Source organism: Fontibacillus forbon (genome assembly GCF_046559655.1).
In the GTDB taxonomy this organism is placed as follows: domain Bacteria; phylum Bacillota; class Bacilli; order Paenibacillales; family Paenibacillaceae; genus Fontibacillus.
Window position 1 is genome coordinate 754,086 of the sequence record NZ_JBKGFV010000002.1, and the last position, 26,813, is coordinate 780,898.

The window sequence follows — 26,813 nt, forward strand, 5'->3', positions numbered from 1 at the left end:
CTTTATTTGAACACCGCTTCTTTAAAAGTGGCCAGCTTCTCCAGCGACTCTTTTTCTACGCCTGCATGCAGGCTGTTGCCGTGCGAATCCATCGTTACGATGGCCTGGAAGTCCTCGGCTTGCAAATGCCACATCGCTTCCGGTATGCCGAACTCCATGAAATCCACGCCGTTCACTTTCTTTAAGCACTTGGCGTAATACTGGGCGGCTCCGCCGATCGCGTTCAGATAAACCCCTCCGTGTTCCTGAAGCGCGGCAAGCGTTTTCGGCCCCATTCCGCCCTTGCCGATGACTGCCCGGATGCCGAATTTCTTGATGATGTCGCCTTGATAAGGTTCCTCGCGGATGCTTGTCGTAGGTCCGGCTGCCATAACTCGCCAGCCCTGATCGTCCTTAAGCATGACCGGGCCGCAATGGTAAATGACGGCTCCATTAAGATCGACAGGTGCATCGTGATCCATCAGGTACTTATGCAACGCATCGCGGCCCGTATGAATTTCGCCCTTAATCGTTACGACATCGCCTACGCGAAGGCCGCGGATCTGTTCTTCCGAAATCGGCGTCTGGAGCACGATCTTCCGCCCCTTGGAAGGCTGATCTAGGGATTCACCAGTAGGGGCTGCTTCGTTCTCCTGCTTAAGCTCCACCATCGCTACCTCGCTGCCGGCCGGATAAAGCCAGCCGCCGATTTTCCCTGTAGCGGGATCCATTTTTATGCCTTGGCGGCGGAATGCCCAGCAGTTATAAGCTACCGAGACAAAAAAGCTCGCGGGCAGGCGGTTGGCGACGCCGATTTTGCAGCCCAACAGCGTCACTTCGCCGCCAAAGCCCATCGTGCCGATGCCAAGCTGGTTCCCGGCTTCCATAATATAGCGTTCAAGCCGGTCCAGATCGGCAATCGGGTTGACGTCATCCACTTCACGGAACAACTGTTGCTTGGCCAGCTCATACCCTGTCGTCCGGTCGCCGCCGATGCCGACGCCGATAAAGCCCGCGCTGCAGCCTTGCCCCTGCGCCTGATAAACCGCATGCAGAATGCATTTGCGGATTCCGTCCAGATCCCGCCCGGCGCGGCCCAGTCCTTCCAATTCAGCCGGCAGGCTGTATTGAATATTTTTATTTTCACATCCGCCGCCCTTCAAAATAAGCCGCATGTCGATGTAACTCTCTTCCCATTGCTCAAAATGGATCACCGGCGTGCCGGGACCCAAATTGTCCCCACTATTCTCACCGGTAAGCGAGTCAACCGAATTCGGACGCAGTTTGCCGTCCTTCGTCGCACGTTGAATCGCCGATTTGATGGCTTTCTTTAGCTCGATCTGGTTCGTACCGACCGGGGTATGCACGATAAAGGTCGGCATTCCGGTATCCTGGCAGATCGGGGAAATTTGCTCCTCGGCCATGTTTATGTTTTGCGTAATTGTCGATAGAGCCAGACCCGCACGAGTACCCTGATTCTCCAGCGCCCGTCCCGAGTTAACAGCGCGGCGAACGTCACCGGGCAAGTTGGTTGAAGTCTCCACAATCAATTGATAAATGCTTTCTTCAAACTGATGCATGATCCGAATTCCCCTCTCTTGTCTTCGAATTCTCAATAGCTTTATAATAACATAGTACCTAAATAGAGGTTGAAAATATATTCAAATTTATGTCATAAAAAGAGAGGTTTCTCACTGATGAGCTATCATTTTTCCGCTTATATGTACCGTCTAAGGTCCATCAAACGTTGGAGTCTGATGCGGAGCACCGCCGCCGAAAACGTGGCCGAACATTCCTTTCATGTGGCTTTGCTCGCTCATCTTCTGTGCGAAATCGGCAACGGGTTGTTCGGACGCCGGTTGAACGCGGAACGCGCGGCTACGCTTGCCTTGTTTCACGATGCGACGGAAGTGTTCACCGGGGATATCCCCACCCCCGTCAAACACCACAATCCAAGACTGCTGTCCAATTTCCGGGAGATGGAGGGAATCGCCGCCGAACGGCTTCTTTCCATGATCCCGCCTGCCTTGCAGCCGACCTATGCACCTCTGCTGGCACCGGGAACCCACAATGGTCCCGAAAGCGATGCCGAGTTGCTGAAGATTGTAAAAGCAGCCGACAGCCTGGACGCCTACCTGAAATGCGCATGGGAATTAACCGCCGGGAACCGGGAGTTCGCCGTCGCAAAACAGCAGCTGGCAGACAAATTGGAACGCCTAAACCTGCCAGAAGTGGCCTATTTCCTCGAGCACTTCGCGCCAAGCTTCGAAATGACGCTCGATGAACTGTCCGAGGATGAGGCGCCGGCCGAGTAGCTTATGGAATTGAGCGGTACTGGAGCGGATATTTCAGGGGATGGCGGAATGAGTTACCCTATCCCGTGGAAATTAACTGGATTTCCTACAGTTAATTTCTCCGATTTCGCTATATCTGGCAAAATAGCTGGAAAACCTACAGCTAATTCGCCGCTTTCCCTGCCAGTATGACGATTTCGTCCAATATAACTGTAGGTTTTCCAGTTAAATTGGCTGTAAGAGATGTTGGCAGAAAATTAACTGTAGTTTCTCCAGTTATTCAACGGATGCATGGGCAGTTGCCGTGGACATCTTGTTTCCTGTTGTGTTACCTAGTGTGTTACCTAGTGTGTTACCTAGTGTGTTACCTAGTGCGTTACCTTCAATGTTACCTAGAGTGTTACCTAGAGTGTTACTCGGAGTGTTACATAGAGTATTACCTAAAGTGTTGCTCGGGGAGTTACATAGAGTATTAATTACAGCGTTACCTACAGCGTTACCTACAGCGTTACCTACAGCGTTACCTACAGCGTTACCTACAGCGTTTCCTTCAATGTTTCCTTCAATGTTTCCTTCAATGTTACTTCCCTAGTTTATCCTCATTTTTGCTCATTTTACTCGATTTGCTCGATACGCAAGATTCACTCAACTTGCTCGATTTGCTTATTTTACTCAATATTCTCGATTTGCTCGATTTGCTCGGTTTGCTCAATTTGTCAATTTGCTCATTTGAGGTCCCCAAAAAAGCCCCTGCCTCCGAACTGACCGGAAGCAGAGGCTTTTATTATTAGTTACTCGGGCGTTCTTCCGCACTTTTCGTACGGAATTCACTTACGCCCTTTTCCTCCAGACTCTTCTAATACGCTTTTCTTCCTCTTCTTATTCCATTCAGCCTAACCGTTTACTATTTCGCCGCCGTTGATATGAAGCACCTGGCCGCTCATGTAAGAGGAATCGTCCGAACCCAGGTAAACATAGGCGGGAGCCAGTTCCTCCGGCTGGCCGGGGCGCTGCATCGGCGTGTCGCCGCCGAATTTGGAAACCTGCTCGGCATCGAACGTGGATGGGATCAACGGCGTCCAAATCGGGCCAGGAGCCACCGCATTCACGCGGATGCCGGTCTTGCCGACGATATTCATCGAAAGCGCGCGCGTAAAGCTTACGATCGCACCTTTGGTAGACGAGTAGTCGATTAGAGTCGGGTTCCCTCTATAAGCGGTAACGGAAGCCGTATTAATGATTGCGCTGCCCTTCTTCAAGTGAGGCAACGCCGCCTTCACAAAGTGGAACATCGCGAAAATATTCGTTCGGAACGTTCGCTCCAATTGCTCTGTTGTAATATCTTCAATGCCCTTCTGCGGATGCTGTTCAGCAGCATTATTAATCAGTATATCCAGCCCGCCCAGCGTATCGACCGTTTGCTTGACCGCTTGCCGGGCAAAATTCTCGTCCCCTACGTCACCGGGGATAAGCAGGCATTTACGTCCCTCCTGCTCAACCTCCGCTTTCGTTTTATTCGCATCATCATGTTCATTTAAATAAACGATCGCGACGTCCGCACCTTCCTTGGCATAGGCCACGGCAACCGCACGGCCGATTCCGCTGTCGGCCCCGGTGATCAAGGCTACTTTATTCCGCAGTTTACCCGCGGCTAAATAGGCGCCCTCGTACTCTGGGCGGGGATGCATTTCGGATTCGATCCCAGGCTGCTGGTTCTGATGCTGGGGAGGCATCGTTTGTTTTGACTGTCCGTTTCCTGACATGTTACATTCTCCTTCCATTGGCTAGTAGTTTCCTGTAATTACACGTCTAGGATAAGCCTATGCAGGAAAGTCTATGCCGAAACATAAACAACTCAGGATCATCCTGCAAGAAAAACCTGCAGAGGTAATGAGTGATCCTGCAGCCTGCATGAAGTTATCACGCTTCAAGAACTAACTTACCACCGGGAGGAATAACCCAAACACGCCAATGATTAGACCGGTATGCCAAAATGCTGAAAAAACCAGGAATCATCACGAATTCGTCGAATTGCATATTTTTCTCTGGATAATGTGGTCCGGTCCAAGATTGCGTTTTCATTTTGCAATATATTCTCTCCGAAAACCTGAGACACGAGCCTCCGGTTATTTACGATGCGCGCATCATTGAAGTGAAGATACGAGATACTCATCAAATCTTCTCCCCATTGATTGCCGCTGTCGTCATAAGGAAAGTTTTGCCTGAATACTACTTTCAGCGAAACTCCGGAAACGAGCCGGCAGCTTCCTCCCAGCAGCCACATTCTAAGCGAAAATTCGACCGCTTCGAGTTCTTTGCTGTGGAATCCTTCTTCCATCCCTCCGATTTCCTGAAACTTCGCCCGGCTGACGGCAAAGCACTCCCAGGAAAGCCATGATAATTCATCCCCATGACCGGTCCAAGGGAAGCTTTGCACGGAATGAAGAAATGCGCCTTCATAACTGCAATGCGGCTTCATTCTGGACGATTCGTGAATCGTCAATTGCGGTGATGCGCAATCCGCCTCTCCCGCCATGACCGGCATGAGCAGCAACTCCATCCAATCATCTTCGAAATACAAACGGGGACTGCAAAAGATCAAATATTTCCCGGAGGCATGAGCGGCTGCCAAATTGCGGGAGGGTAAGCCTTTTTGTCCTTTAAGCAGCTTTACCGGCTGTTGAAACTTATAATTCATCAGGAAATCGCAGCATCCGTCAATCGAGTCTTCATTTACGATAATCACTTCATAGGGTAGGCGGGTATGGGAAACCTTCAGCGACTCCATGGTCATGAAGAGATCCACACCGCTGTTTTTTACGGTAATAATGATGGATACAGGGGCTTGGCAAGGCATGATTATTCTCCTTAAGGTCGGAAATAATATCTTTACGCAGCACCATGATGACGACGACATTGGTCTTGTCCTAGGTTCCATAATAACCCAATTCATGCTTTCAGTAAATACAAACAAAACTGATAGTTTATTATCTTTGCCTCTCATTCTAACTATGGTAAATATAGGAGGGGTTATATGGACTACGATGCTTTAGGCAAAAGATTGCGGCAAGAGCGGCATAAAATGAATTGGACCCAGGAAAAACTCGCTGAAAAGGTCGAGGTTTCCGATGCATACATAGGACAAATCGAGCGCGGCGAACGCAGCCTGTCGTTGGAAACGCTCGTCAAATTGGCCAATCAGCTGGGTGTGACTGTCGATTATTTGCTGCATGATTCGATTGAAATTAGCGATGATCAGTTTATGAACCAGATCCGTCAAATTATGCTGGACCGTTCTCCCAAGGAAAAACAGCTTGCGCTTGATGTGATGAAGCTGATGTTCGCCCATTTGGACGATATGGAGACAAAATAAATTCAACAACAAAAGCCTGCCGGTTTCCCGGCAGGCTTTCATTATGTACTTCTAACAGTCGATTAAATAATGTCGCTGTATACCATAAAGAACGAGATCAATAGCACGCAAACGCTCAGCAAAGTGCTGAAGGTGCGGAGCTTTCCGGCCGCTTCCTGCGTTCCTTTATTGGAACGGATCCCTTCAAGCGTTTGCCGGAGAGGTTTACCCATAATGCCGCTGAACGCCCCGATCGCCAGGAACAAAATCACGATGACGATCATCCAGGGAACGGAATAATCCCCCTGACTCATTAAGTATCCGCCGGTCAGCAGTTGGATGACCAAACCGATTTGCGCATAAGTATTCAACGTCTTGACGGTCGCTACCGTCCCTTCCTGCGCCGCAGGTGCGAGCTTGCTCACTTTAGCGAACACCAAAGGTAGGATCAGATAAAATCCCAAGGATAAAGCCCCCACGATGTGGAGAAAGAGCATAACACCAAACATCTTTTATCACAACCGCCTTTCATCGTCAATTATATTTATTACAATCTATTATACCCATAGTTTACCTCAAAGGAAAGGAACCCTCCTGAACAGGAGGGTTCCTGATTTTCATATGTTCACACTTCAGACATGATTAACCCCGAACGACAGAAATCACATTGCGGACCGAAGCAGCCGATTTATCCAACGCGGCTTTTTCGTCTGCGGTAAGCTCTAACTCGAATACCTTCTCGATTCCTTCACCGCCCAGAATAGCGGGAACGCCCATAAACAGACCATCGTAGCCGTATTCGCCTTCCAACAGGGCTATAACCGGCAGAATCCGTTTTTTGTCTTTCAGAATCGCTTCCGTCATTTGAACCAGCGAAGCAGCCGGCGCATAATAAGCACTGCCGTTGCCAAGCAGGTTAACGATTTCGCCGCCGCCTACGCGCGTACGCTGCACGATCGCCTCGATGCGTTCCGCGGACAGGAGCGTGTCGATCGGAATGCCGCCGACACTGGAATACCGCACGAGCGGAACCATGTCGTCGCCGTGTCCGCCAAGCACGAAACCGCGCACGTCTTCAACTGAAACGTTCAATTCCTGTGCGATAAACGTGCAGTACCGCGCTGTATCGAGCACGCCGGATTGGCCGATGACACGGTTTTTCGGAAAACCGAGCGCCTGATAAGCCGCATAAGTCATAGCGTCAACCGGATTACTCAAGATAAGTACGGTAGAATCCGGACAATATTTCTTCACGTTTTCGCATACCGAGCGAACGATTCCCGCATTCGTGTTAACGAGATCATCGCGGCTCATGCCCGGCTTGCGGGCGATCCCGGCCGTAATGATGACGATGTCGGAACCCGCGGCATCTTCATAAGAAGACGTGCCGACGATATTGCTGTCAAATCCTTGAACGGGACTTGCTTCAAGCATGTCGAGCGCCTTGCCCTTCGTCGGATTTTCCAATGCCGGAATGTCCAGCAGAACGACATCCCCGAGTTCTTTTTGCGCAAGCATTAGAGCGGTCGTCGCACCGGTAAAACCGGCGCCGACAACCGTAATTTTTTTACGTTGAATACCCACGTGCTCAAGACCTCCTACATGTTTTTAATGACTTGATCCGCAAATTCGGAACATTTCACTTCGGTTGCGCCTTCCATCAGGCGGGCAAAGTCGTAGGTTACAGTCTTGTTGTTGATGGAGGTTTCCAGGCCTTTGTAGATGAGGTCGGCGGCTTCCTGCCAGCCGAGATGCTCAAGCAGCATCACGCCGGACAAAATAACCGAACCCGGATTTACCACATCCAGATCCGCGTATTTCGGCGCCGTGCCGTGCGTGGCTTCAAAAATCGCATGACCTGTCACATAGTTGATATTCGCCCCAGGGGCAATGCCGATGCCTCCGACTTGGGCAGCCAAAGCATCGGACAAATAGTCACCGTTCAAGTTCAATGTCGCGATGACGTCGAAATCGGTCGGACGCGTCAACACTTGTTGCAGCGCGATATCCGCAATCGCATCCTTAATGATGATTTTGCCGGCGTCCTGCGCATCCTTCTGCGCCTGATTAGCAGCGTCAGTACCGGACTCTTCCTTGATCCGGTCATATTGGGCCCAAGTGAATACTTTGTCGCCGAACTCGGCTTCGGCCACTTCGTAGCCCCAGTTTTTGAACGCGCCTTCCGTAAATTTCATGATATTGCCTTTATGAACAAGAGTTACGCTCTTCCGTTCATGCTTGATCGCATATTCAACCGCTGCGCGGACAAGGCGTTTGGAGCCTTCTTCGGACACCGGCTTGATACCGATTCCGGACGTTTCCGGGAAGCGGATCTTCTTGACGCCCATTTCGTTTTGAAGGAATTGGAGCACCTTTTTCACTTCTTCGGAGCCTTCTTTATATTCGATCCCCGCATAAATATCTTCCGTATTTTCCCGGAAAATGACCATGTCCACGAGTTCCGGACGTTTTACAGGGGATGGCACCCCATCGAAATAACGGACAGGACGAAGACATACGTACAAGTCGAGCTCTTGGCGCAGCGCCACGTTCAAGGAGCGGATTCCGCCGCCGATCGGCGTAGTCAGGGGTCCCTTGATCGCCACAATATACTCGCGGATGGCGGTCAGCGTATCGGCCGGAAGCCACTCTCCGTATGTATTGTAGGCCTTCTCTCCTGCGAATACCTCGTACCAGGCGATGCTCTTTTCGCCGCCATAAGCTTTTTCCACCGCGGCATCCAATACCCGTTTGGACGCTTTCCAAATGTCGCGGCCCGTTCCGTCACCCTCGATAAAAGGAATGATCGGATTGTTCGGCACTTGAAGCTTACCGCCTTCGATAACGATTTTTTCACCTTCGGTAGGAAGGCTAAACTTTTCCAATTGCAGCATGTGTATGTGTTCCTCCTCATAACAATTTGGTCTTGACGGGAATTTACGGTTACGACTTTCATTTTAACATAAATGGCAACCCGGTTTCCCGGGTTGCAATGTACTATCGCAAATCGATCGGAATGTATTGCTGATTGGTCACGCCCGTATACTCCGCACGCGGCCGGATAATACGATTGTCATCCAGTTGCTCCAAAATATGGGCGGTCCAGCCCGAAAGGCGGCTGATCGCGAAAATCGGAGTGAACAAATCCCTCGGGATGCCAAGCATCGTATATACGGAAGCGGAATAGAAGTCCACGTTCGGCTTCAGCCCTTTTTGACCGGTAACAAGCTCCTCCACTTTGACCGAAATGTCGTAAAGTGTGGAATCGCCCTTCATTAAGCCAAGCTGGCGCGACATCTTCTGCAGATGTTTCGCCCTCGGATCCCCGTTCTTGTAAACGCGATGTCCGAATCCCATAATTTTATCTTTATTGGCCAGCTTCTTCTGGATATAAGGCTCGGCATTGTCCAGGGTGCCGATTTCGCCAAGCATCTGGCTAACGGCTTCATTAGCCCCGCCGTGCAGCGGTCCTTTCAGCGTACCGATTGCGGAAGTCACGCCGGAGTAAATATCCGACAGCGTTGCAATCGTGACGCGAGCCGAGAAGGTGGAAGCGTTCAATTCGTGATCCGCATGCAATACCAGCGCCTGATCCAAAGCGCGTACCGCCACCGGATCCGGTTCTTCCCCGGATAGCATGTAAAGGAAATTATGCGCCAGTGACACGTCCTTCAATGGCGCGACAGGCTCCTTGCCGTCGCGGATCCGGGCGAAGGCGGCAATTAACGTGGGCAGTTGGGCTTGCAGCTTAATCGCCTTTTGCTGATTGCTTTCCCGGGTGTTCTCATTCGCATGTTCATCGTACAAAGCAAGAGCCGATACGGCCGTACGGAGGACAGCCATCGTATTGGCATTGCCGGGATACAGCTTCATTTGCTCCAGTACCGCTTCAGGAACGGAAGCCGATTCGCTTAGCTGCTTCTGAAGGGTAGCCAACTGGGTCTTGGTGGGCAGCTTGCCGTACCATAGCAAATAAGCAGTCTCTTCATAGCTCGCGCGTTCCGCCAAGTCGTCAATGTTGATCCCGCGATAAGCAAGAACCCCGTCATGGATGGAACTGATCGATGAAGTAGCTGCCACAATACCTTCCAGACCTTTGGTAGCTGTCATAGTACATCTCTCCTTTGGAAACGAAATATAAGCCAAACAAGCCAATGAAAACATTTTCAATTTAAAAGTTTAAAATTTTCAGAGCAATGCAAGAAGTGGCCTGTAATAATGTAACATCGATCTCTTGTGGCCTGTAAAATAATCATACTGGATTTTCGGAAGCAAAGGAACATGTTCAGCCCGCCCCTTTACATCAAATGATTTTATCACTGAGATAAAATATTTTTTGTAATCGCTTTCGTTGGCAACGACAAATGTCACAGATTTAACTTCTAATTGTGTTCAAAAAGTCGATTTTAATATACTCCTCTTCTTCCTTTGTTTCCGGTATACAAAATGAGACTAAGTAATAGGGTAGAAGAGGACCTGTCCGTAAAGGAGAATGCCGTTTGGATAATGTGATGACAAAGCGCCTGCTGCGCGGAGGCTGGGTTTGCATCGTACTGATCGCGCTGGCCGGTGCCTTCTACTGGCTGCTTCCGTTAATCTATCCGTTTCTGATCGCCTGGCTGATTGCCTTTGCCATGAATCCGCTTGTGCGTTGGCTGCAATTCAAAGTAAAATTACCGCGATGGCTGGCCGTTACCGCCGCGCTGATCATTTTTGTCGGAGGTGCCGGGATCGTTCTCTCCGCAGCCGTTACCCGGCTCGTAAAAGAGTTGATCGGATTGGCCGAATCCCTGGATTTTCATATCGAAGAATGGAGAAACTGGTTCGTCGAATGGAGCCAGAGCGAAGGAATCCAAAATATCATCAACGAAATCAACCGGTTTATCGCGAACAACCCCGGTTATGAGAATACGATAAACAAAAATATCGACAACACGACATCGACGATCAGCTCGGCCCTTTCCCGGCTGCTCAGCGGCTTCCTAAGCGGGATCGTCAATTTGCTGACCTCGCTTCCGAATTTCGGCGTCATTCTAATCGTCATCCTGTTGGCCGTCTTTTTTATTAGTAAAAACTGGGAAAGAAATATGCGCTTTCTTTCCGGGCTTGTACCCTCTCCATTTCGTAAAACCGGAAGCGAAGTCTGGAAAGACTTGCAAAAGGCTCTGTTCGGCTATCTGCGCGCCCAATTTATTATGATTTCGATTACTGCGGTCATCGTATTGATCGGACTGCTTATATTACAGGTGGATTCAGCTTTCACTTACGCGATCCTGATCGGATTCGTCGATTTGCTTCCTTATTTGGGCGTGGGAACCGTAATGGTTCCTTGGCTGCTATATGCTTATATGTCAGGAGACACGGGCCTTGGTATCGGTCTGTCCGTTTTGTACGGAGTCATCCTTGTAGCCAGACAATTAATCGAGCCGAAGGTGCTGGCAAGCAGCGTCGGACTCGATCCGTTGCCGACGCTGATCTCCATGTTCGTCGGCCTGAAGCTGTTCGGGGTGTTCGGACTGATCATCGGTCCGGTTTCTTTCGTCGTATTCGGGGCGATTGCGCGCGCGGGTGTCCTGAAGGATCTGCGAAATTATATCCTAAACGGAAGGCTGCGATAATGAAATGGAAAAAATTCATTATCACAGCCTCCGCCTTCCTTACATCCTTTCGGGCGCTTGTAATCCAATCAGCTTGAGCCCGTTGCTTAGCGTAATTTGCACCCCTTTTACCAAAGCCAGCCTCGCCTCGCGCAAATCCGGATCCCCGGTCAAAATCGGACAATGATGATAAAACCGGTTAAAAGCCTGTGCCGTATCCACCAGATAGCGCGTGACGATCGACGGCTCCATTTTGACGGCGGCCTGCTCGACTCGCTCGGTAAACAGGGACAATTGCTTAACCAGAGCAAATTCAGCCTCACCGTTTAACAATGCAGGATCAAGGATGCTGTCCGATTTTGCTTCAGTTGCCTCCTCTTCGCGCTCTCCATACCCTTTCCGCAGCACGCTGCAAGCCCGAGCATATGTGTACTGCACGTACGGCCCGGTTTCCCCTTCAAAGCTGAGCGCGTCCTCCCAAGAGAATACGATGTCCTTGATCCGGTTCCCGCTCAAATCGTTGAAAATCACCGCGCCGACACCAACCTGTCTCGCTACTTCTTCTTTATTTTCCAGCCCCGGATTTTTCGATTCGATAATGTTCTTGATCTTCAGAACAGCCTGCTCCAGCAGATCCTCCAGCTTGACGACGTTGCCTTTTCTAGTGGACAAGCTCGCCCCTTCCAGGCTTACGCGCCCAAACGGTACATGCACCAAATCCTCTGCCCAGTCATAGCCCATCAGCTCTACAACTTTAAACCACTGGCGGAAATGCAGGCTTTGCGAATAATCCGTCACATAGACGGCTTTATGAAATTGATAAGTGTTCTTCCGGTATAGGGCTGCCGCAACGTCACGGGTGTGATAAAGCGAGCTTCCGTCCTGCTTCAGCATTAATGCCGGGGCCATATCGTAGTCTTCAAGACGTACCAGCCAGGCACCCCCGTCTTTTTCCAGCAGTCCCTTCTGCTTTAATTCATGAATGACGGGTTCCATTTTGTCGTTATAAAAGCTTTCCCCGGTCATAAAATCGAACCGCACGCCAAGCAGCTTGTAGATTTTCTCGAATTCCGCCAGACTAAGATCCACAAATTCCCGCCAAAGCTGAAGCGCCTCCGGATCGCCCTGCTCCGTTTTGACGAACCAGGATCTCGCCTCGTCTTCCAGCCCGTTATCACGTTCCGCCTCCTCATGGAAACGCACGTACAGACTTAGCAGTTCGTCGATGGCCCCGGCTTCCAGCCTTTCCGGTTCTCCCCAATGACGGTAGGCCGTGATGAGCTTCCCAAACTGGGTGCCCCAGTCGCCAAGATGATTGACTCCGATGCAGGTATATCCCAGGTACGAATAAATTTGATAAAGAGCGTTTCCGATCACCGTGGAGCGCAAATGACCCACATGGAAAGGCTTCGCAATATTGGGAGAAGAAAAATCGATCACGATCGTTTTCCCCTGACCGATCGTTTGCGAACCGTAACTCTCCCCGGAAATTAAAATTTCATGGATGACTTGGCCGCTAATCACCGCCGGGTTCAGATGAAAATTCAAATAACCGGATACCGACGATGTCCGGGCGATATTCCCGGGTCCTTCGTTCTCTTTCCCGCGGAATCCCGCTTCCAGTTCGTCCGCGATGGCACCCGGAGACTTGCGGAGCCGCTTGCTCAGCTTGAAGCAGGGCAGCGAAATATCGCCCATGGAGTCATCCGGCGGATACTCCAGCATCGCCTGCACCTCCTCCTCCGAAATTCCGTCCAGCAAGGACGATACTTTTGCAGCAATCTGCTTTTTGAACTGTTCCATTGCAGCGATTCTCCTTTCAATCGATAAATAAAAAAGTCCCCCGTCTCAATAAGAGACGAGAGACTTAAGTTCCCGCGGTACCACTCTACGTGCTGAAGCAATATTCAGCCACTCTGCTGGGTAACGGCCAACCACCGGATTTACCTACATAGCAACTGAATATCGGCTGCTAATCGGCAAACCATCTCCAGGGCCCGATTCTTTTGCGGCTTCCATACCGGCTCCCACCCCTCCGGCTCGCTGTTATGGACCTTTCGCAAAATACTATCCCGTTCATGGATATTAACAAAATATTAGAATTGAATATATAGCAAAATCATCGAGACGTCAACGATAGCGAGTCAGCGCCGAAAAAAAGTAATCGAACCGTCCTTGATCTTCTTGCCGATCCACTTCATCAACAGCATACGGTATAGCGGACGCGTCAAAGGAAACACCATGGTGAATCCGATCAAGTCGGTTACAAATCCCGGAATCAACAATAAAATCCCGCCGCCGAAAACGCACATTCCTTCGATCATCAACTTGCCCGGTACCTGGCGGCCATTCATTTGCGCTTTGGCATCGGCGAGCACTTTGCGTCCTTCAAACTGCATCATTAAGCCGCCGATAATCGAGGTGGCCAAAGTAAGAAAAATCGTCTTCCCTACGCCCAGTCTTTCGGCGACTTCCACATAACCCCAAAATTCTATAATCGGGACTACAACAATCAAAACGGCAATCCATTTACGCATAATAATAACTCCTTTTTCTAGCAGCATGCCTTCTTTAAAGATGATGGCAATTCATTCTAAAGAGTATTGTACCGTTTTGATTCCGTATAATCAAAATTTGCTGGCTTGCTCAAAAGCTTCATACCAATCCGGAAATACTTTTTTAAATTGAACCGGCTTGAAATCCTCCCGCCGAACCACATAGTGTGTCGAGGAACCTTCTACGCATAATTCCCCTTCTCCGTTCAACACTTCATAACCGTATTCCGTTTTTACCCCGCCGTTGCTTCGAATCCAAGTTTTCAGCAATACATCTTCACCGTAACGGATTCCTTTCTTGTATTCAATCCGCATTTCCTGCACGGGCGAAATATATCCCGCTTGTTCCATATGGATATATTGAAAGCCTAAATCCTCGATCAGTTTGGTTCGGCCCGCCTCAAACCATCCCAAATAATGGGCGTGATAAATGATTCCCATCATATCGAACTCAAAATATTTAGGCTTAATTTCAAGCTCACTGACATATGACATAATTACTCCCCTTTTTGCTTGTATAATCGATCCCGAAACTCACAAATTCCAGTATATCAAAAAAGCAACGGGAAAGTCCGAATCCGGACGCCCATTGCTTTTGATTGTCATTACGATGCTTCTTGCAGCTATTATTTACGAACTTGACCGATTTTAACCAGGTTCGTCGAACCGGAACGGCCCAGCGGAATACCCGCAGTGATCACAACCAGGTCTCCTTCTTTAACGAGACCGGAGTTCAAGCCGCCCTTCATAGCGTTATCGAACATTTCATCCGTAGAAGTAGCCACTTCACCTTTAACAGGTGTCACGCCCCAGTTCAGGGCAAGACGGCGGCAAGTTTGTTCCACAGTCGTAACGGCGATAATCGGAGCTTTCGGACGGTATTTCGATACCATACGAGCTGTATAACCGGTTTCGGTCGAAGTAATGATCGCTTTGGCGTTCAATTCCAGAGCGGAGTTGGCAACCGCTTGGCTGATCGCTTCAGTAACCGTCGTTTGTTGTGCATTACTTTGTTTGATGAAAATTTCGCGATATTCCAGAGCGGATTCCGCTTTTTCCGCGATGCGGGACATCGTCAGAACGGATTCCACCGGATACTTCCCTGCAGCGGTTTCCCCGGACAGCATGATAGCGTCGGTGCCGTCAAAGATCGCGTTCGCCACGTCACTCGCTTCAGCGCGTGTAGGTCTTGGGTTGCGTTGCATGGAATCCAACATTTGTGTAGCCGTGATAACCGGTTTGCCGACGCGGTTACATTTTTCGATCATGCGTTTTTGAACCAAAGGTACATCTTCCGCAGGAATTTCCACGCCAAGGTCACCGCGGGCTACCATCAGACCGTCGGAAACTTCCAAAATCTCATCCAGGTTGTCGACACCTTGTTGGTTCTCGATTTTGGAGATGATTTGGATATGAGTAGCATTGCTGCCCTCGAGCAGTTCACGGATCTCGAGCACGTCGCTAGCTTTACGAACGAAGGAAGCCGCAATAAAATCGATGCCTTGTTCGATCCCGAATTTGATGTCGTTAGCATCTTTCTCTGTGATGCCTGGCAGGGAAATGTTCACGCCCGGTACGTTTACGCCCTTCTTGCTCTTGATCGTACCGCCGTTAACGATGCGACACTTGATTTCCGTTCCTTGAATGTCCACTACGGTCAAACCGATCAAACCGTCATCGATCAGAATCGTCGAACCGACTTCCACGTCTCCAGGCAGCTCTTTATAAGTAATGGAGATGCGGTCTTTGTCGCCAAGAATTTCTTCTGTGGTCAACGTGATGAACTCGTCTTGCTCAAGCTCGATCGGTTCTACCTTCAATTTGCCGGTGCGGATTTCAGGACCTTTAGTGTCCAGCAGTATGGCGATTGATTTCCCCAGCTCTTCGCTCGCTTGGCGGATCGTTTTGATCCGGTTGCCATGCTCCTCGAAATCTCCGTGGGAGAAGTTGAGGCGAGCGACGTTCATTCCAGCCATAATCAGTTTCTTGATGTTTTCTAACGATTCACTGGAAGGACCGATAGTACATACGATTTTTGTTTTGCGCATTTTGGGTTTCCTCCGTTTAATTAGTTCTCTCTATACTTCTTTTCCAACAATTAAATTTACTACAAAACTCCTCTTTTGTATAGGAAGTTTATCATATTGTAACAGTCTATCTAGTCATTACCGACTAGTGTGGGATCTATAATGGGTTCTTTTACTTTTTGAGGACTATCTTTTGCAGCCCCATCCTCAAATTCTCCGATTTTACGGAACTTCCGGTAGCGGTCTTCCACCAACTCGTCCGGATTCATATAAGACAATTCCTCCAGATGGCGGATCAGCCCGCCCTTTATCGCCGATGCGGTGGTCTCGTAATCACGATGAGCGCCGCCTTTCGGCTCCGGTATGATCTCTTCGATCACCTCCATATCCAGGAGATCCTGTGCGGTGATCTTCATCGCTTCAGCCGCTTGATCCGCTTTCGAAGCATCCTTCCAAAGAATCGAGGCTGCCCCGTTCGGTGAAATGACGGAGTAGATCGCATTCTCCAGCATCAGCACCCGATTGCCCACACCGAGCGCAAGAGCGCCGCCGCTGCCGCCTTCCCCGATGACAACGCAAATGACAGGCACATGCAGCTTGGCCATCTCCAGCAAATTGCGGGCGATCGCCTCGGATTGCCCTCTTTCCTCCGCTGTAATGCCCGGGTAGGCCCCCTTGGTATCGATAAAGGTGATGATCGGCCGGCCGAATTTGTCGGCCTGATGCATCAAACGCAGCGCTTTACGGAAGCCTTCCGGGTGCGCGCTGCCGAAAAAGCGGGCGATATTGTCCTTCGTATCTTTCCCGCGCTGCTGGCCGAGTACCGTGACAGGGGTGCCGTTTAACTTGGCCAATCCGCCGACAACGGCAAGATCGTCGCCAAAAACCCGATCGCCATGCAGCTCAACGAAATTCTCAAAAATAAGGGTAATCAAATCCAACGAAGTCGGACGCTGGTGATGCCGGGCCAAATGCATTTTTTGCGAAGGAGAGATATTGCTGTAGATCTCGTCCTCCAACTCCTTATAACGCTCTTCGAGCCTGGCGATTTCCTCGCTGAAATCGATCCCTTTCTCCATGCCGAACTGTTCAAGTTCCTGTATCTTCTCGCGGAGTTTTACGAGAGGCGATTCAAAAGGCAATTCACCCGCCATTGTTGACCCCTCCTTTCACTCCATGCAGGTCTAGCATTTGAGACAAAGTAGCCCTTAGCTCTTTGCGGTGAACGACCATATCCAGTTGTCCGTGCTGCAGATTGAATTCCGCTGTCTGGAAATCATCCGGCAGCTTCTGGCGTATCGTCTGTTCAATGACGATACGTCCGGCAAAGCCGAACACCGCGCCCGGTTCTGCGATAATCACGTCTCCGAGCATAGCAAAACTAGCCGAAACGCCCCCTGTAGTCGGGTCCGTAATGACCGAGATGTAAAGGCCGCCCTGCTCGTCCAAACGGGCCAAGGCCGCACTCGTTTTGGCCATCTGCATCAGACTTAAGATGCTCTCTTGCATCCGCGCCCCGCCCGAAGTTGAGAATATAATCAGCGGAAGCCGCTTTTCCGTGGCCGCTTCAATGGCGCGGGTAATTTTCTCACCGACGACGGAACCCATGCTGCCCGTGAAAAAATCAAAGCTCATCACGGCCACTACTGCCGAGAAGCCGCCGATCGTCCCCTCTCCGGTGACCACGGCTTCGCGTAGTCCGGATTTGAGTTTCTGCTGCTCCAGCTTGCTTGCATACCCCGGAAAGTTCAAGGGATCGACGGAAACCAGATCCTCGTCGTATTCCTGAAAACTCCCCTCATCCACAGTCATCCGGATGCGTTCCAGAGCATTCAGCCGCATATGGTGACCGCAAGAAGGACATACTTTCAGGTTCTTTTCCAATTCCTTGCTGTATTGTATCGTGCCACAGCGGCTGCACTTATTCATCAGACCTTCCGGTATTTCACGTTTCGGCCGATCTCCCTGTTGCGGACTTTGATCGCTCCCCAAACGTTCTGAAGGAATGGTCGCGTATTTTCTTTTTTTCTGAAACAAGTCTTTAAACACAACTACACCTCTTCAGCCGTTAATGTATTGGCCGCATCACAGTAAGACAAGGAAATATAGTCAGTTACCCAGCCTATTTCCTTGCCTCTAAGGATGCAATATCGAATTCAGAACTTCTTGAACTTCTTCCAGTTCACCAGACGGAACTAAAATTTCAAACTGCTGTTTGGATAAATTAACAGGACGTGTTTGGACAAGAAAGCCTTCTTCGGTGAGTTTCGTCTTGATCATTTCCGCAACCTTTGCGGTAGGCGCAATGTACATTACAGTCCACATGTCCTCTTCAAAGCCCCCTAACCTGATCTTTGAGCCCATATAATAGAGTAATGATAACATAATTTTCAAAAATACCGCAACAAAGGAGAAAGCGTCAGGGAAGCCCTGCTGTAATCGAACGGTGCGGACTTTAACATGATAAATTATGAGGCTTGGGGGCATCCGGGTCATCGTCAAGCCGAAGGATAGGTAGCGGCACTGCTACTCCTGTGGGCGATTCTGGCCGAAGCCGCTGCGGCGAGACCGGCTACCAGGTCATCGAGAAAAACATGAATGTTGGCACCCTTATTATTAAGTTTTCCAATTATTTCCGGCTTAACCTTGTCCAAATAACCGAAGCTGGTCAATCCGATCATGCCGAATACGCTCGTAATTCCAAGCGCCATCGTTTCATCCACGCCGTACAAAGGTTCATCCGCCTCAAGAATGGACTGGAGCGGTTCCGGAAGCAGCTTTTGCTCGGCCAATTCATCCAGTGCGATCCCGGTAAACAACGTATACTGAACCTCGCGTTTTTGCAATACCGCCTTGACGCTGTTTAAGCATTGCTCCATTACCAAATCTTCATGATAGGGAAGCTGCAGCGAATAAACGATTTCAGCGATCTCCTCTAGACGTACTCCCCGCTTCAGCAACTGCGCTTCAGCTACTTCATATGACATGGTCATCCCTCCCGGATTACGATAAACACCCATTCGGGATCCATACGGCACGGCATTCCTGCCACTTAAGCGTCAGTCTCTGCTCATTTAGTTCCAGCGTTTGCTCGTTAGCATCTGCTTGAATACGTCGGCCCGACTTGGGTGTTCTGTCCATCGTGTTCCTAAGTGTATGCGGAGAGACGAGAAAATGTTCGTTAAAAACTTTCCTCTTCACATCAGAATAATTGGATGGCTTTGTTAAACTAAAGCGGATTTCTACTATTATATAAACTACAAATTTCGGCGCCAGAACCGAATTTCCGTCGTGTGCTGAATTGTCCGTCGGTGGTGGAAAAAAGCGACTGAATTGTCTTCCAAAAGGTGGACACTTATCCGCAGGTATAATATTTTTACTCTTTTTCAAAATGTCTATATACAGTATTTAATAGAAGAAAGAAATCTAAATATAGACATTTTTTTGTGCTGGTGGAAAAAAAGCTCTTTGTCCGCTTTTAGATGGACATCCTTGCTTTTTGTCCGCCTGGAGAACACATTTAATCAACTATCTATTGAAATTCACAAATCGCTGCTTAAAATGCTGGCTAGTTTACTAGCATCCATCGGCCTTTAGCCGCAATTTCTGACAAGGAAACAAGCCATAATCTGCCGCTTACTTCACTTTCACCGTATCCGGGCCGAGCAATTGTTCCAATTCCCGGAACAGGTCCGGCGACGGCTTGATGCGATAGCGTTCGCTTAGCGCGAGCAATTTGCCGGTGCTTTCGTAAAACAGCACGGTCGGAACCGGACCGGGATGAAGCTCAAGCACCGCCTTGAGCTTCTCCAGCAGGCCGGCGCTCTCCGCCGCCGCCGTGATCTTGATGAAGACGCGCTGCTCCGCAGGCGTCTTCCGTTCGCGGCCGGCCGGAGCTCCGGCGACGGCCGCAGGCCGTGGCTTCGCCGCAGCCGCAGTGGGCGGCTTAGCGGCGGCGCTGCCGCTGCGGGCGCCCTTGGCGGCCCCCGGCGGCGATCCGGCCGCGGCGCGGCCAGAGCGCGAAGCCAGGCCGCGCTTCAACTGCGCGAGGCTCTGCGCGCTGAGCGGCGCCACCTCATCGGCCAGCAGCTTGAAGCCTTCGTCCTGCTGCTGGACGGTGGCGCGAAGCGCCAGCAGAGCCCCCTTGGCGACGTGCGGCGAGCAGCGCCGCCACACTTCGGGGAACAGCACGACCTCACAGCGCTCGATTTGATCCTCGAGCTCCATGAAGGCCATCGCCTTCCCCTGCTTGGTCGTGATCGCCTTCACAGATACCACCATCCCGGCGACGATCGCCTTGCTATCATCCGGCGCCTCCGCCAGATCCATCAGTTTGTCGATCCCCTCTTGTTCAAGCTGCTCGTCATAATCGTCCAGCGGATGGCCGGATAGATACAGTCCAAGTAGCTCCCGTTCCAGTTCCAGCTGTTGGGTCACCGTAAATTTCTGAATTTCGGGATACTCGATATCCCAATTCGGCGTCTCCACGAAATCGAACAGCTGAATCTGCAAATCTTCCCGTTCTTTGCGCCATTTCATCGCCGCTTCGACCGTCTCGTCCAGCATGGCCAGCAGTTGCGCCCGGTGTCCCGGAAGACTGTCAAAGGCGCCCCCCTGAATGAGCGATTCGATAACCCGCTTGTTGCAGACGCGCAAATCGACACGGCGGCAAAAATCGAGCAAACTGTCGAAAGGACGCTCTTTACGCTCCTGCAAAATACTTTCCATCGCCTGGGTTCCGACGTTCTTGATCGCCGCCAGACCGAAGCGGATCACGCCCAGGGATGCATCGGAAGGGCCGGGGCGATCGGCAGCACCGGAATTGCCGGAATTCTCCGAGTCTTGACCGTAAACATCGCCCTCTACGACTCCTCCGCTTGGCGGGAGCGCATGGCCGATGCCTGCTTTTGCCTGCGGCGTGAAGAGCACTCCGCTTTCGTTCACGTCGGGCGGCAGCACCGTTATGCCCATACGCCGGCATTCCACGATGTATTCCGCCACCTTGCGGTGGCTACCCATCACGGCCGTCAGCATCGACGCCATGAAGTACACCGGATAATGCGCTTTTAAATAGGCCGTTTGGAAGGCCAGCACCCCGTACGCCGCGGCATGGGCGCGCGGGAACCCGTAATTCGCGAACCGCACGATCATGTCGTAAACCGCATTCGCTTCCTCTTCCCGATATCCCTGCGCGATGCTGCCGGTCACGAAGTGCGCTCTTTCCTCATCCAGCACTTCGCGTTTTTTCTTGGATACCGCCCGCCGCAGCAAATCCGCTTCGCCGAGCGAGAAACCGGCCATAACCGAGGCTATTTGCATGATCTGTTCCTGATACACAATGATTCCGTACGTATCTTTCAGGATCGGTTCCAAGTCCGGATGCGGATACTCTACCTTCGTCTCGCCATGCTTGCTCGAAATAAATTTCGGAATAAATTCCATCGGACCTGGGCGGTACAGCGCCACGACCGAGATCACATCCTCAAACACCGACGGCTTAAGGTCGCGCAGCACCCGCCGGCATCCGGCGGACTCCAATTGGAACACGCCCGTCGTTTCCCCGTGTCCCAACATGTCATAGGTCAATGGGTCGTCATCGGAGATGAGCCGGAAATCAGGTGTCATGCCCGTTTGCTCGCCGATCCAGCGCATACACCGCTCAATGATGGACAGGGTACGCAGCCCAAGGAAGTCCATCTTCAGCAAGCCAACCGACTCCAGATTTTCCATGGAGTACTGGGTCAATGCAGTCCCCTCGCTGCCTGCCTGCAAAGGCACCGCGTCCGTCAGCGGATCGCGGGAAATGACTACGCCGGCGGCATGCGTGGAAGCGTGCCGGGGCATGCCCTCCACCTTTCTGGCCATGTCCAGCAAACCCTTGATCCGGGCATGCGATTCATACATCTGCTTGAGATCCGGGCTTTCATTCAATGCCCGTTCAATCGTCATGCCGATGAAGCCGGGAATCAGCTTGGCGACTTTGTCGACTTCGCCAAAGGGCACGTTCAGTGCCCGGCCCACATCGCGGACGGCCGCGCGGGCGGCCATCGTTCCGAAGGTAATGATCTGTGCAACATGCTCCGGGCCGTATTTATCCGCGACGTAAGCGATGACTTCGTCACGCCGTTCGTCGCTGAAGTCGATATCGATATCGGGCATCGTGATCCGTTCCGGATTCAGGAACCGTTCGAACAACAGCTTGTACTTCATCGGATCGACATCCGTAATGCGAAGTACGTAAGCGACCAGACTGCCCGCGGAAGATCCCCGCCCCGGACCCGTGGCGATGCCGTTGCGATGCGCATAGGCGATGAAATCCCAAACGATCAAAAAGTAATCGGAAAAGCCCATGTTTCCGATGACCGAAAGCTCGTAAAACAGGCGCTCCTTAAGTTTGGCCTTCTGCGCCTCGTCCCGCCACTCCTCCAGGTGTCCGTACCGCTCGTTTAGTCCTTGCTCGCACAAGAAAGCCAGGTAAGTCCCAGGCGTCATTCCTTCCGGAATCGGCCTGTAAGCCGGCAGGATATGGCGGCCGAATTCCAGCTCGAGCTCGCACTTCTCGGCGATTACGGAGGTATTGGCAATCGCGTCCGGAATATGCGGAAACAGCTCGGCCATTTGCTCCCCGTTTTTCAAATAAAGCTGGGAAGTATTTATTTTGAAGCGATCCTCGTCGTCTACCGTTTTGCCCGTCCCGATGCAGATTAGCACATCTTGCACTTCGGCGTCGTCCTGACCGAGATAATGCACGTCGTTGGTAGCTACAAGGGGGATGCCCGTTTCACGGGCCAGATCAACCAACAAAGGATTGACCTTCTTTTGTTCCGGAATGCCGTGATCCTGCAGTTCCAGATAAAAATCTTCCCCGAACGCCTCGCGGTAACGAAGAGCGGCGCGTTTCGCCTCCTCAAGCCGGCCATGAAGCAAATGCTGCGGCACTTCTCCGCCAAGGCATGCGCTAAGGCAGATCAGGCCTTCCTTATGACGCTCCAGCACTTCCCAATCGATCCGCGGCTTATAATGAAAGCCCTCCAGATGCCCGATCGAGCAGAGCCGCATCAGATTGCGGTACCCGGTTTCATTTTTGGCAAGCAAAATCAAATGGTGGATCGGCTGGTCCTTCCGGCTCCCCCGTTCCTTCCGCGAAGCCGCCGTAAAGTACATTTCGCACCCGATAATTGGCTTAATGCCGTGAGCCTTGCACAATTTATAAAAAGGAACCGCGCCGTACATTACGCCGTGATCGGTCAGCGCCAGCGATTTCATGCCAAAACCGGCCGCTGTGGCGACCAGATCCTCCAGGCGGGCCGCGCCGTCGAGGAGACTGTATTCACTATGTACGTGGAGATGAACGAAGCTGTCCATGCGTTTCCTTCCTTTCTATCAAAACATTTGTTCCCGTTTAAAAATATTTTATCATACATTGCTGAATTACGCCCATAGAATGGAATTGAGAAGGACAAGCGCAAAACCTGAAAGGGGAGTTACCCGAATATGAGCACATTTCTGACCAAGGCGGTCATGGACTTTTTCGTAGCTTTCGGCATTGTCGTGGGTGGAGCGATGGTGGGCGGTCTCGGCGCGATCGTCTCGCTGCAGCCGCCGACCCATACGATGCTGGATATCGCGGGACGGATCAAAATATGGGCGCTGGCCGCCGCCGTTGGCGGAACGATCGATCCGATGCGGGTCATTGAAAGCAATTTTTTTGACGGAAACCTGTCTCCGGCCATCAAGCAAATTTTATATCTCCTGTTCGCCTTTATGGGTGCGCATATGGGGTCCGAGCTGGTTAGATGGATGTGTGGAGGAAGTAGGGGATGAATGAGAGGAACCTGCCGGGCATGCCGACTTTGAAAGGTTTCAAACGGTTTATGCAGCTGGCCGCCGTGTTTCTGCTCGGCATGGTCGCAGGCAGCATCGCGTTCAATATTGTCTATCAGGAAAGCTATAACAAGCTCTGGGTCGAGAATAAGGACTTGCAAATTCAGCTTTACCAGGCGGAAGAAGACAATAAGACGCTGAAAAAATACCACAAACGCTCTACCGTCATCAAAGAGATTCAAGTTCGCGTGGAAGAGCGCGATCCTCCCCTCGATAGTCTTGCAGTCAAGGAAGTCGTGCAGCAATTGCACGAGGAGCTGGAGGTATTGCGCGGACGAAGCATTTTCGAAATCGATTCCGACGCCAAGATGGCCCGCACTCTGCTGAACCGGAAAATCTATGCCGTTAGGGATAAGGAATATGCGATTCAGGTAAAAACGATGCTCGTCAGCGAGGGCGTGCTGCAAGTGTGGGTCGATATCCGCCCCTATGTGCGGAGCTGATAATTCATGCTACAATGAAAAAGATCACATATTTCAGTTTTTGTTGCAACCGGGCCTTCCCTTTCCGGCAGGCTGTTTTGTTGAACGGTCGAACAATTGAGCTGCCGAAATGTGACTACCTCATCTAAAGGAGCAGTGACCTTTCCATGATCGAAGGTTTGTTGTATGTGTTATACGCCGCCCTAATCGTATCCAGCGTCTGTGCCATCTTTTTCAGCATAAAGTCCCGTCGTTCCCTGGATGCCCGGGTTCGTGGCATATCGCAGGCAAAGAGTAACATCAGCATGGGCTTCATGCTCATCGTCCTTGCGATCATTCAAATGTTTATGTTCAGCGGCTCCACAGTGCGCGTCGTTGTCGGTGCATTGTTCATGGTCCTTGGCGCCTTTAATATTTTTGCCGGCATCCGAAATCTTGGCATCTTCTCCCGCCGAACCCGGAATGAGAAGGTTCGGAGCTAGGAATGGTCGATCGATTGCAGCGTCATGACGGCTTTGGATATCAAATGATCCTGATACGTCATGACGATCTCCAGCTTGCAGGCTCTCCGGCTCATCTCCAGCAGTACCGGGGTGATAACGACCGGATTCTCGATTTGCACCGGACGCACGAAATAGGTCGTCAGGTTGTCCACAACATAATCTCCTCCGCCGCTGGCATCCTTCGCCGCGCTTAATCCCGCCTGGGTCATCAGCGACGTCAGCACGCCATGGGAAATCGTCCCAAGGTCGGTTGCCATCTGCGGCGTGATTACCCCATGAAAGAACAATTTTCCGCTCTCATCCCGCTCCTCGGCAAACCCGTTCCACATCAGATGTTCAAACGTTTCTCCGAGCTGCGGCTGATTCCGGGCATCGCGCATCGCCTGCAGCACTTCCCGGCGGGTGATCGACGATATCAGCTTCCGGTTACGGTCCACCACCGGCAGAAAATCGACCCCTTCCCACACCATGATCTGTGCCGCCGAGGCCAACGAGGTCTGTAGGCCGACGGTAATCGGATGGCGAGTCAGGCACTTTTCGATGCTCTGATCTCCGTTAAGGTCCTCTATGTCTTTACGGGTGACAATGCCGATTACCCGGTTCCACTCGTCAACGACCGGAAAATGCTGATACCCGGTTTCAATCGACAACTGGTCAAAATCAGAAATATTGCTTGTCACCTTAAGCATGTTCACTTTCGGTTTGCTCACCACAATATCCTCTACGAGCATGATCTTTTTCTTAATCAGGCGGTCGAAAATCGCCCGATTGATCATCGAGGCTACCGTGAACGTATCATGCCGGGAGGATATAATCGGCAGAGACAAGCGGTCCGCCTGCGTTTTAACGTCCCGGCTTGTCCCGAAACCGCCGGTGATCAGCACGCCTGCTCCTTGTTCCAGAGCCAAAGAATGCGCATTTTCGCGGTTACCGATCAGGAGCAGGCTCCCTGCGTCGATATATCTGGCCATGGCATCGATCTTCATCGCGCCAATGACATATTTGTGCAGCGTCTTGTTCAGACCGTCCGCCCCGCCCAGAACGTGACCTTCCACGATTTCTACGACATCCCCAAACGTTAATTGATCGGAAATGTTGCGCGGCTTTTTCTCCACGCGAACCGTCCCGATCCGCTCTTTGGTAATGACGATCCCCAGATTCTCAGCTTCCTTTACCGCACGATACGCAGTTCCTTCGCTCACACCCAAGCTTTTGGCCAATTTGCGCACCGATATTTTCGTTCCGATCTTGAGACTCTCGATGTGCTGAAGCAACTGTTCATGTTTGGTCACGCTCTCTTCATGTCCCTGCAACTGTTATACCTCCCGTCCCGATCTGTACTATTCTGTATCTATTATACACGTTCCGGATGCAAAAAAAAAACGGACATTCCGTGAGCAAATCCACTCCGGTGTCCGCTGAAAAGCCTTTGGTTACAAAGAGGTTAATTCTTCTTAGCTTGATCGTTTGGAGGCTGTTTCAGACTTTCGTCAACAGTCGCGAAAGAATCAAATTAATTAACTGTAAAAACTACAGTTAGTTTCGGGCAGTTCACCCTTATGAAGCAAACTAACTGTAAAAACTACAGTTAATTTATTGTGTTTGGCCTTGCATAGTGCAAAATAGCTAAATTAACTGGAGGTTTTCCAGCTAATTTAGCTGCACACTCAATTTCCGGAAAATTAACTGGAGGAAATCCAGTTAATTTTTTTGATTGTATGAACCGGTACTCGGGTGATTAGGTGGCTAGAGTTCACTATAGTGACCGGAGTGATGTGCGTTCTTGTGCGGCTTGTGTAACTTATGAGGCATGAGTAACTTGTGCGACGTGCGTTTTTTGTTATGCATTTTGTGCGGTTCGTAGACCTGTTTGACTGTGACTTGAGTGACTTTAGTGACATGAGTGGTTTGTGTGGTTTGTGTGGTTTGTGTGGTTTGTGTGGTTTGTGTGGTTTGTGTGGTTTATGCGGTCTTGTGCGACTCTAGATTTGTGTGGCTTATGCGACTTACGTTTCTTGTGCGGGTTGAATGTCTTGTACGACATATGCCACTTGTGCGACTTATGTGACTTATACAACTTATCTTACTTGAGTGACTTGTGCGACTTATGTAACTCATACAAACTTATCTTACTTGAGTGACTTGTGTGACATCTGCAGCTCGGGCCGCCACTTGAGTTACTTTATCTCTTAGTCCGCTT

The 26,813-nt window shown here is 50.8% G+C and carries 23 protein-coding genes and 1 other annotated feature; of the genes, 6 read left to right on the forward strand and 17 right to left on the reverse strand.

Annotation, left to right across the window (positions count from 1 at the left end):
- Positions 1-2: 2 nt before the first annotated feature.
- A complete protein-coding gene (locus tag ACLB09_RS10460; RefSeq protein ID WP_410769754.1) occupies positions 3-1,559 on the reverse strand; it encodes a fumarate hydratase in 1,557 nt (518 codons plus the stop codon).
- Positions 1,560-1,676: 117 nt separating this feature from the next.
- On the opposite strand from ACLB09_RS10460, the gene yfbR reads away from it, so the two are divergent.
- Complete coding sequence (yfbR, locus tag ACLB09_RS10465; protein ID WP_410769755.1) at positions 1,677-2,294, forward strand: 5'-deoxynucleotidase; 618 nt, start codon at positions 1,677-1,679, stop codon at positions 2,292-2,294.
- Between the two features lie 872 nt (positions 2,295-3,166).
- Here yfbR and ACLB09_RS10470 read toward each other — a convergent pair.
- Positions 3,167-4,036 carry an SDR family oxidoreductase gene (locus ACLB09_RS10470; protein ID WP_410769756.1) on the reverse strand — a complete coding sequence of 290 codons (870 nt, stop codon included), beginning with the start codon at positions 4,034-4,036 and terminating at the stop codon, positions 3,167-3,169.
- A gap of 212 nt (positions 4,037-4,248) precedes the next feature.
- Positions 4,249-5,130 (reverse strand): glycosyltransferase family 2 protein, encoded by an 882-nt coding sequence (locus tag ACLB09_RS10475; protein ID WP_410769757.1) that lies wholly within the window; start codon positions 5,128-5,130, stop codon positions 4,249-4,251.
- A 177-nt stretch (positions 5,131-5,307) separates the two neighbouring features.
- Here ACLB09_RS10475 and ACLB09_RS10480 point away from each other — a divergent pair, with 177 nt between their 5' ends.
- Positions 5,308-5,646 carry a helix-turn-helix domain-containing protein gene (locus ACLB09_RS10480; RefSeq protein WP_114497930.1) on the forward strand — a complete coding sequence of 113 codons (339 nt, stop codon included), beginning with the start codon at positions 5,308-5,310 and terminating at the stop codon, positions 5,644-5,646.
- A 62-nt stretch (positions 5,647-5,708) separates the two neighbouring features.
- Here the strand turns inward: ACLB09_RS10480 and ACLB09_RS10485 are convergent, their stop codons facing one another.
- From ACLB09_RS10485 to ACLB09_RS10500, 4 genes are all read right to left on the reverse strand, one after another.
- Positions 5,709-6,134 carry a hypothetical protein gene (locus tag ACLB09_RS10485; RefSeq protein ID WP_410769758.1) on the reverse strand — a complete coding sequence of 142 codons (426 nt, stop codon included), beginning with the start codon at positions 6,132-6,134 and terminating at the stop codon, positions 5,709-5,711.
- 133 nt (positions 6,135-6,267) lie between these two features.
- Entirely contained in the window at positions 6,268-7,209 is a 942-nt protein-coding gene (mdh, locus tag ACLB09_RS10490) for a malate dehydrogenase (protein WP_410769759.1), read from the reverse strand.
- A 14-nt stretch (positions 7,210-7,223) separates the two neighbouring features.
- On the reverse strand, positions 7,224-8,519 hold the full coding sequence (gene icd, locus ACLB09_RS10495; protein ID WP_410769760.1) for an NADP-dependent isocitrate dehydrogenase: 1,296 nt from the start codon (positions 8,517-8,519) through the stop codon (positions 7,224-7,226).
- A 103-nt stretch (positions 8,520-8,622) separates the two neighbouring features.
- A complete protein-coding gene (locus ACLB09_RS10500) occupies positions 8,623-9,735 on the reverse strand; it encodes a citrate/2-methylcitrate synthase (RefSeq protein WP_410769761.1) in 1,113 nt (370 codons plus the stop codon).
- Between the two features lie 389 nt (positions 9,736-10,124).
- Here ACLB09_RS10500 and ytvI point away from each other — a divergent pair, with 389 nt between their 5' ends.
- Positions 10,125-11,243 (forward strand): sporulation integral membrane protein YtvI, encoded by a 1,119-nt coding sequence (gene ytvI, locus ACLB09_RS10505; RefSeq protein WP_410769762.1) that lies wholly within the window; start codon positions 10,125-10,127, stop codon positions 11,241-11,243.
- Between the two features lie 39 nt (positions 11,244-11,282).
- Here ytvI and argS read toward each other — a convergent pair whose 3' ends face one another.
- From argS to ACLB09_RS10550, 9 genes are all read right to left on the reverse strand, one after another.
- The gene (argS, locus tag ACLB09_RS10510; protein WP_410769763.1) at positions 11,283-13,025 is read right to left on the reverse strand and encodes an arginine--tRNA ligase; all 1,743 of its coding nucleotides are present in this window, start codon (positions 13,023-13,025) and stop codon (positions 11,283-11,285) included.
- A 48-nt stretch (positions 13,026-13,073) separates the two neighbouring features.
- Positions 13,074-13,311, reverse strand: a binding site (T-box leader).
- Between the two features lie 55 nt (positions 13,312-13,366).
- Entirely contained in the window at positions 13,367-13,759 is a 393-nt protein-coding gene (locus ACLB09_RS10515; RefSeq protein ID WP_410769764.1) for an FxsA family protein, read from the reverse strand.
- A 90-nt stretch (positions 13,760-13,849) separates the two neighbouring features.
- The gene (locus ACLB09_RS10520; protein WP_410769765.1) at positions 13,850-14,272 is read right to left on the reverse strand and encodes an acyl-CoA thioesterase; all 423 of its coding nucleotides are present in this window, start codon (positions 14,270-14,272) and stop codon (positions 13,850-13,852) included.
- Between the two features lie 131 nt (positions 14,273-14,403).
- Positions 14,404-15,825, reverse strand: coding sequence for a pyruvate kinase (pyk, locus tag ACLB09_RS10525; RefSeq protein WP_410769766.1), 1,422 nt, complete (start codon positions 15,823-15,825; stop codon positions 14,404-14,406).
- A 110-nt stretch (positions 15,826-15,935) separates the two neighbouring features.
- Positions 15,936-16,958 (reverse strand): acetyl-CoA carboxylase carboxyltransferase subunit alpha, encoded by a 1,023-nt coding sequence (locus tag ACLB09_RS10530; protein ID WP_410769767.1) that lies wholly within the window; start codon positions 16,956-16,958, stop codon positions 15,936-15,938.
- A complete protein-coding gene (gene accD, locus ACLB09_RS10535) occupies positions 16,948-17,853 on the reverse strand; it encodes an acetyl-CoA carboxylase, carboxyltransferase subunit beta (protein WP_410769768.1) in 906 nt (301 codons plus the stop codon). The genes ACLB09_RS10530 and accD overlap by 11 nt, the downstream gene beginning before the upstream one ends.
- A gap of 87 nt (positions 17,854-17,940) precedes the next feature.
- A complete protein-coding gene (locus ACLB09_RS10540; protein ID WP_410769769.1) occupies positions 17,941-18,129 on the reverse strand; it encodes a glutamate decarboxylase in 189 nt (62 codons plus the stop codon).
- Between the two features lie 173 nt (positions 18,130-18,302).
- The gene (locus tag ACLB09_RS10545) at positions 18,303-18,791 is read right to left on the reverse strand and encodes a phosphatidylglycerophosphatase A family protein (protein ID WP_410769770.1); all 489 of its coding nucleotides are present in this window, start codon (positions 18,789-18,791) and stop codon (positions 18,303-18,305) included.
- 649 nt (positions 18,792-19,440) lie between these two features.
- Positions 19,441-23,169 carry a DNA polymerase III subunit alpha gene (locus ACLB09_RS10550; RefSeq protein WP_410769771.1) on the reverse strand — a complete coding sequence of 1,243 codons (3,729 nt, stop codon included), beginning with the start codon at positions 23,167-23,169 and terminating at the stop codon, positions 19,441-19,443.
- Positions 23,170-23,298: 129 nt separating this feature from the next.
- Between ACLB09_RS10550 and ACLB09_RS10555 the strand changes: the two genes are divergently transcribed.
- From ACLB09_RS10555 to ACLB09_RS10565, 3 genes are all read left to right on the forward strand, one after another.
- The gene (locus ACLB09_RS10555) at positions 23,299-23,628 is read left to right on the forward strand and encodes a YtrH family sporulation protein (RefSeq protein WP_410769772.1); all 330 of its coding nucleotides are present in this window, start codon (positions 23,299-23,301) and stop codon (positions 23,626-23,628) included.
- Complete coding sequence (locus tag ACLB09_RS10560) at positions 23,625-24,131, forward strand: hypothetical protein (RefSeq protein WP_410769773.1); 507 nt, start codon at positions 23,625-23,627, stop codon at positions 24,129-24,131. Before ACLB09_RS10555 ends, ACLB09_RS10560 begins: the two co-directional genes overlap by 4 nt.
- Before the next feature lie 146 nt (positions 24,132-24,277).
- Positions 24,278-24,592, forward strand: coding sequence for a YtpI family protein (locus ACLB09_RS10565; protein ID WP_410769774.1), 315 nt, complete (start codon positions 24,278-24,280; stop codon positions 24,590-24,592).
- Here the strand turns inward: ACLB09_RS10565 and ACLB09_RS10570 are convergent.
- Positions 24,589-25,926: a DRTGG domain-containing protein gene (locus ACLB09_RS10570; protein ID WP_410769775.1), complete on the reverse strand. Its 1,338-nt coding sequence runs from the start codon at positions 25,924-25,926 to the stop codon at positions 24,589-24,591. The genes ACLB09_RS10565 and ACLB09_RS10570 overlap by 4 nt on opposite strands.
- Between the last annotated feature and the right edge of the window lie 887 nt (positions 25,927-26,813).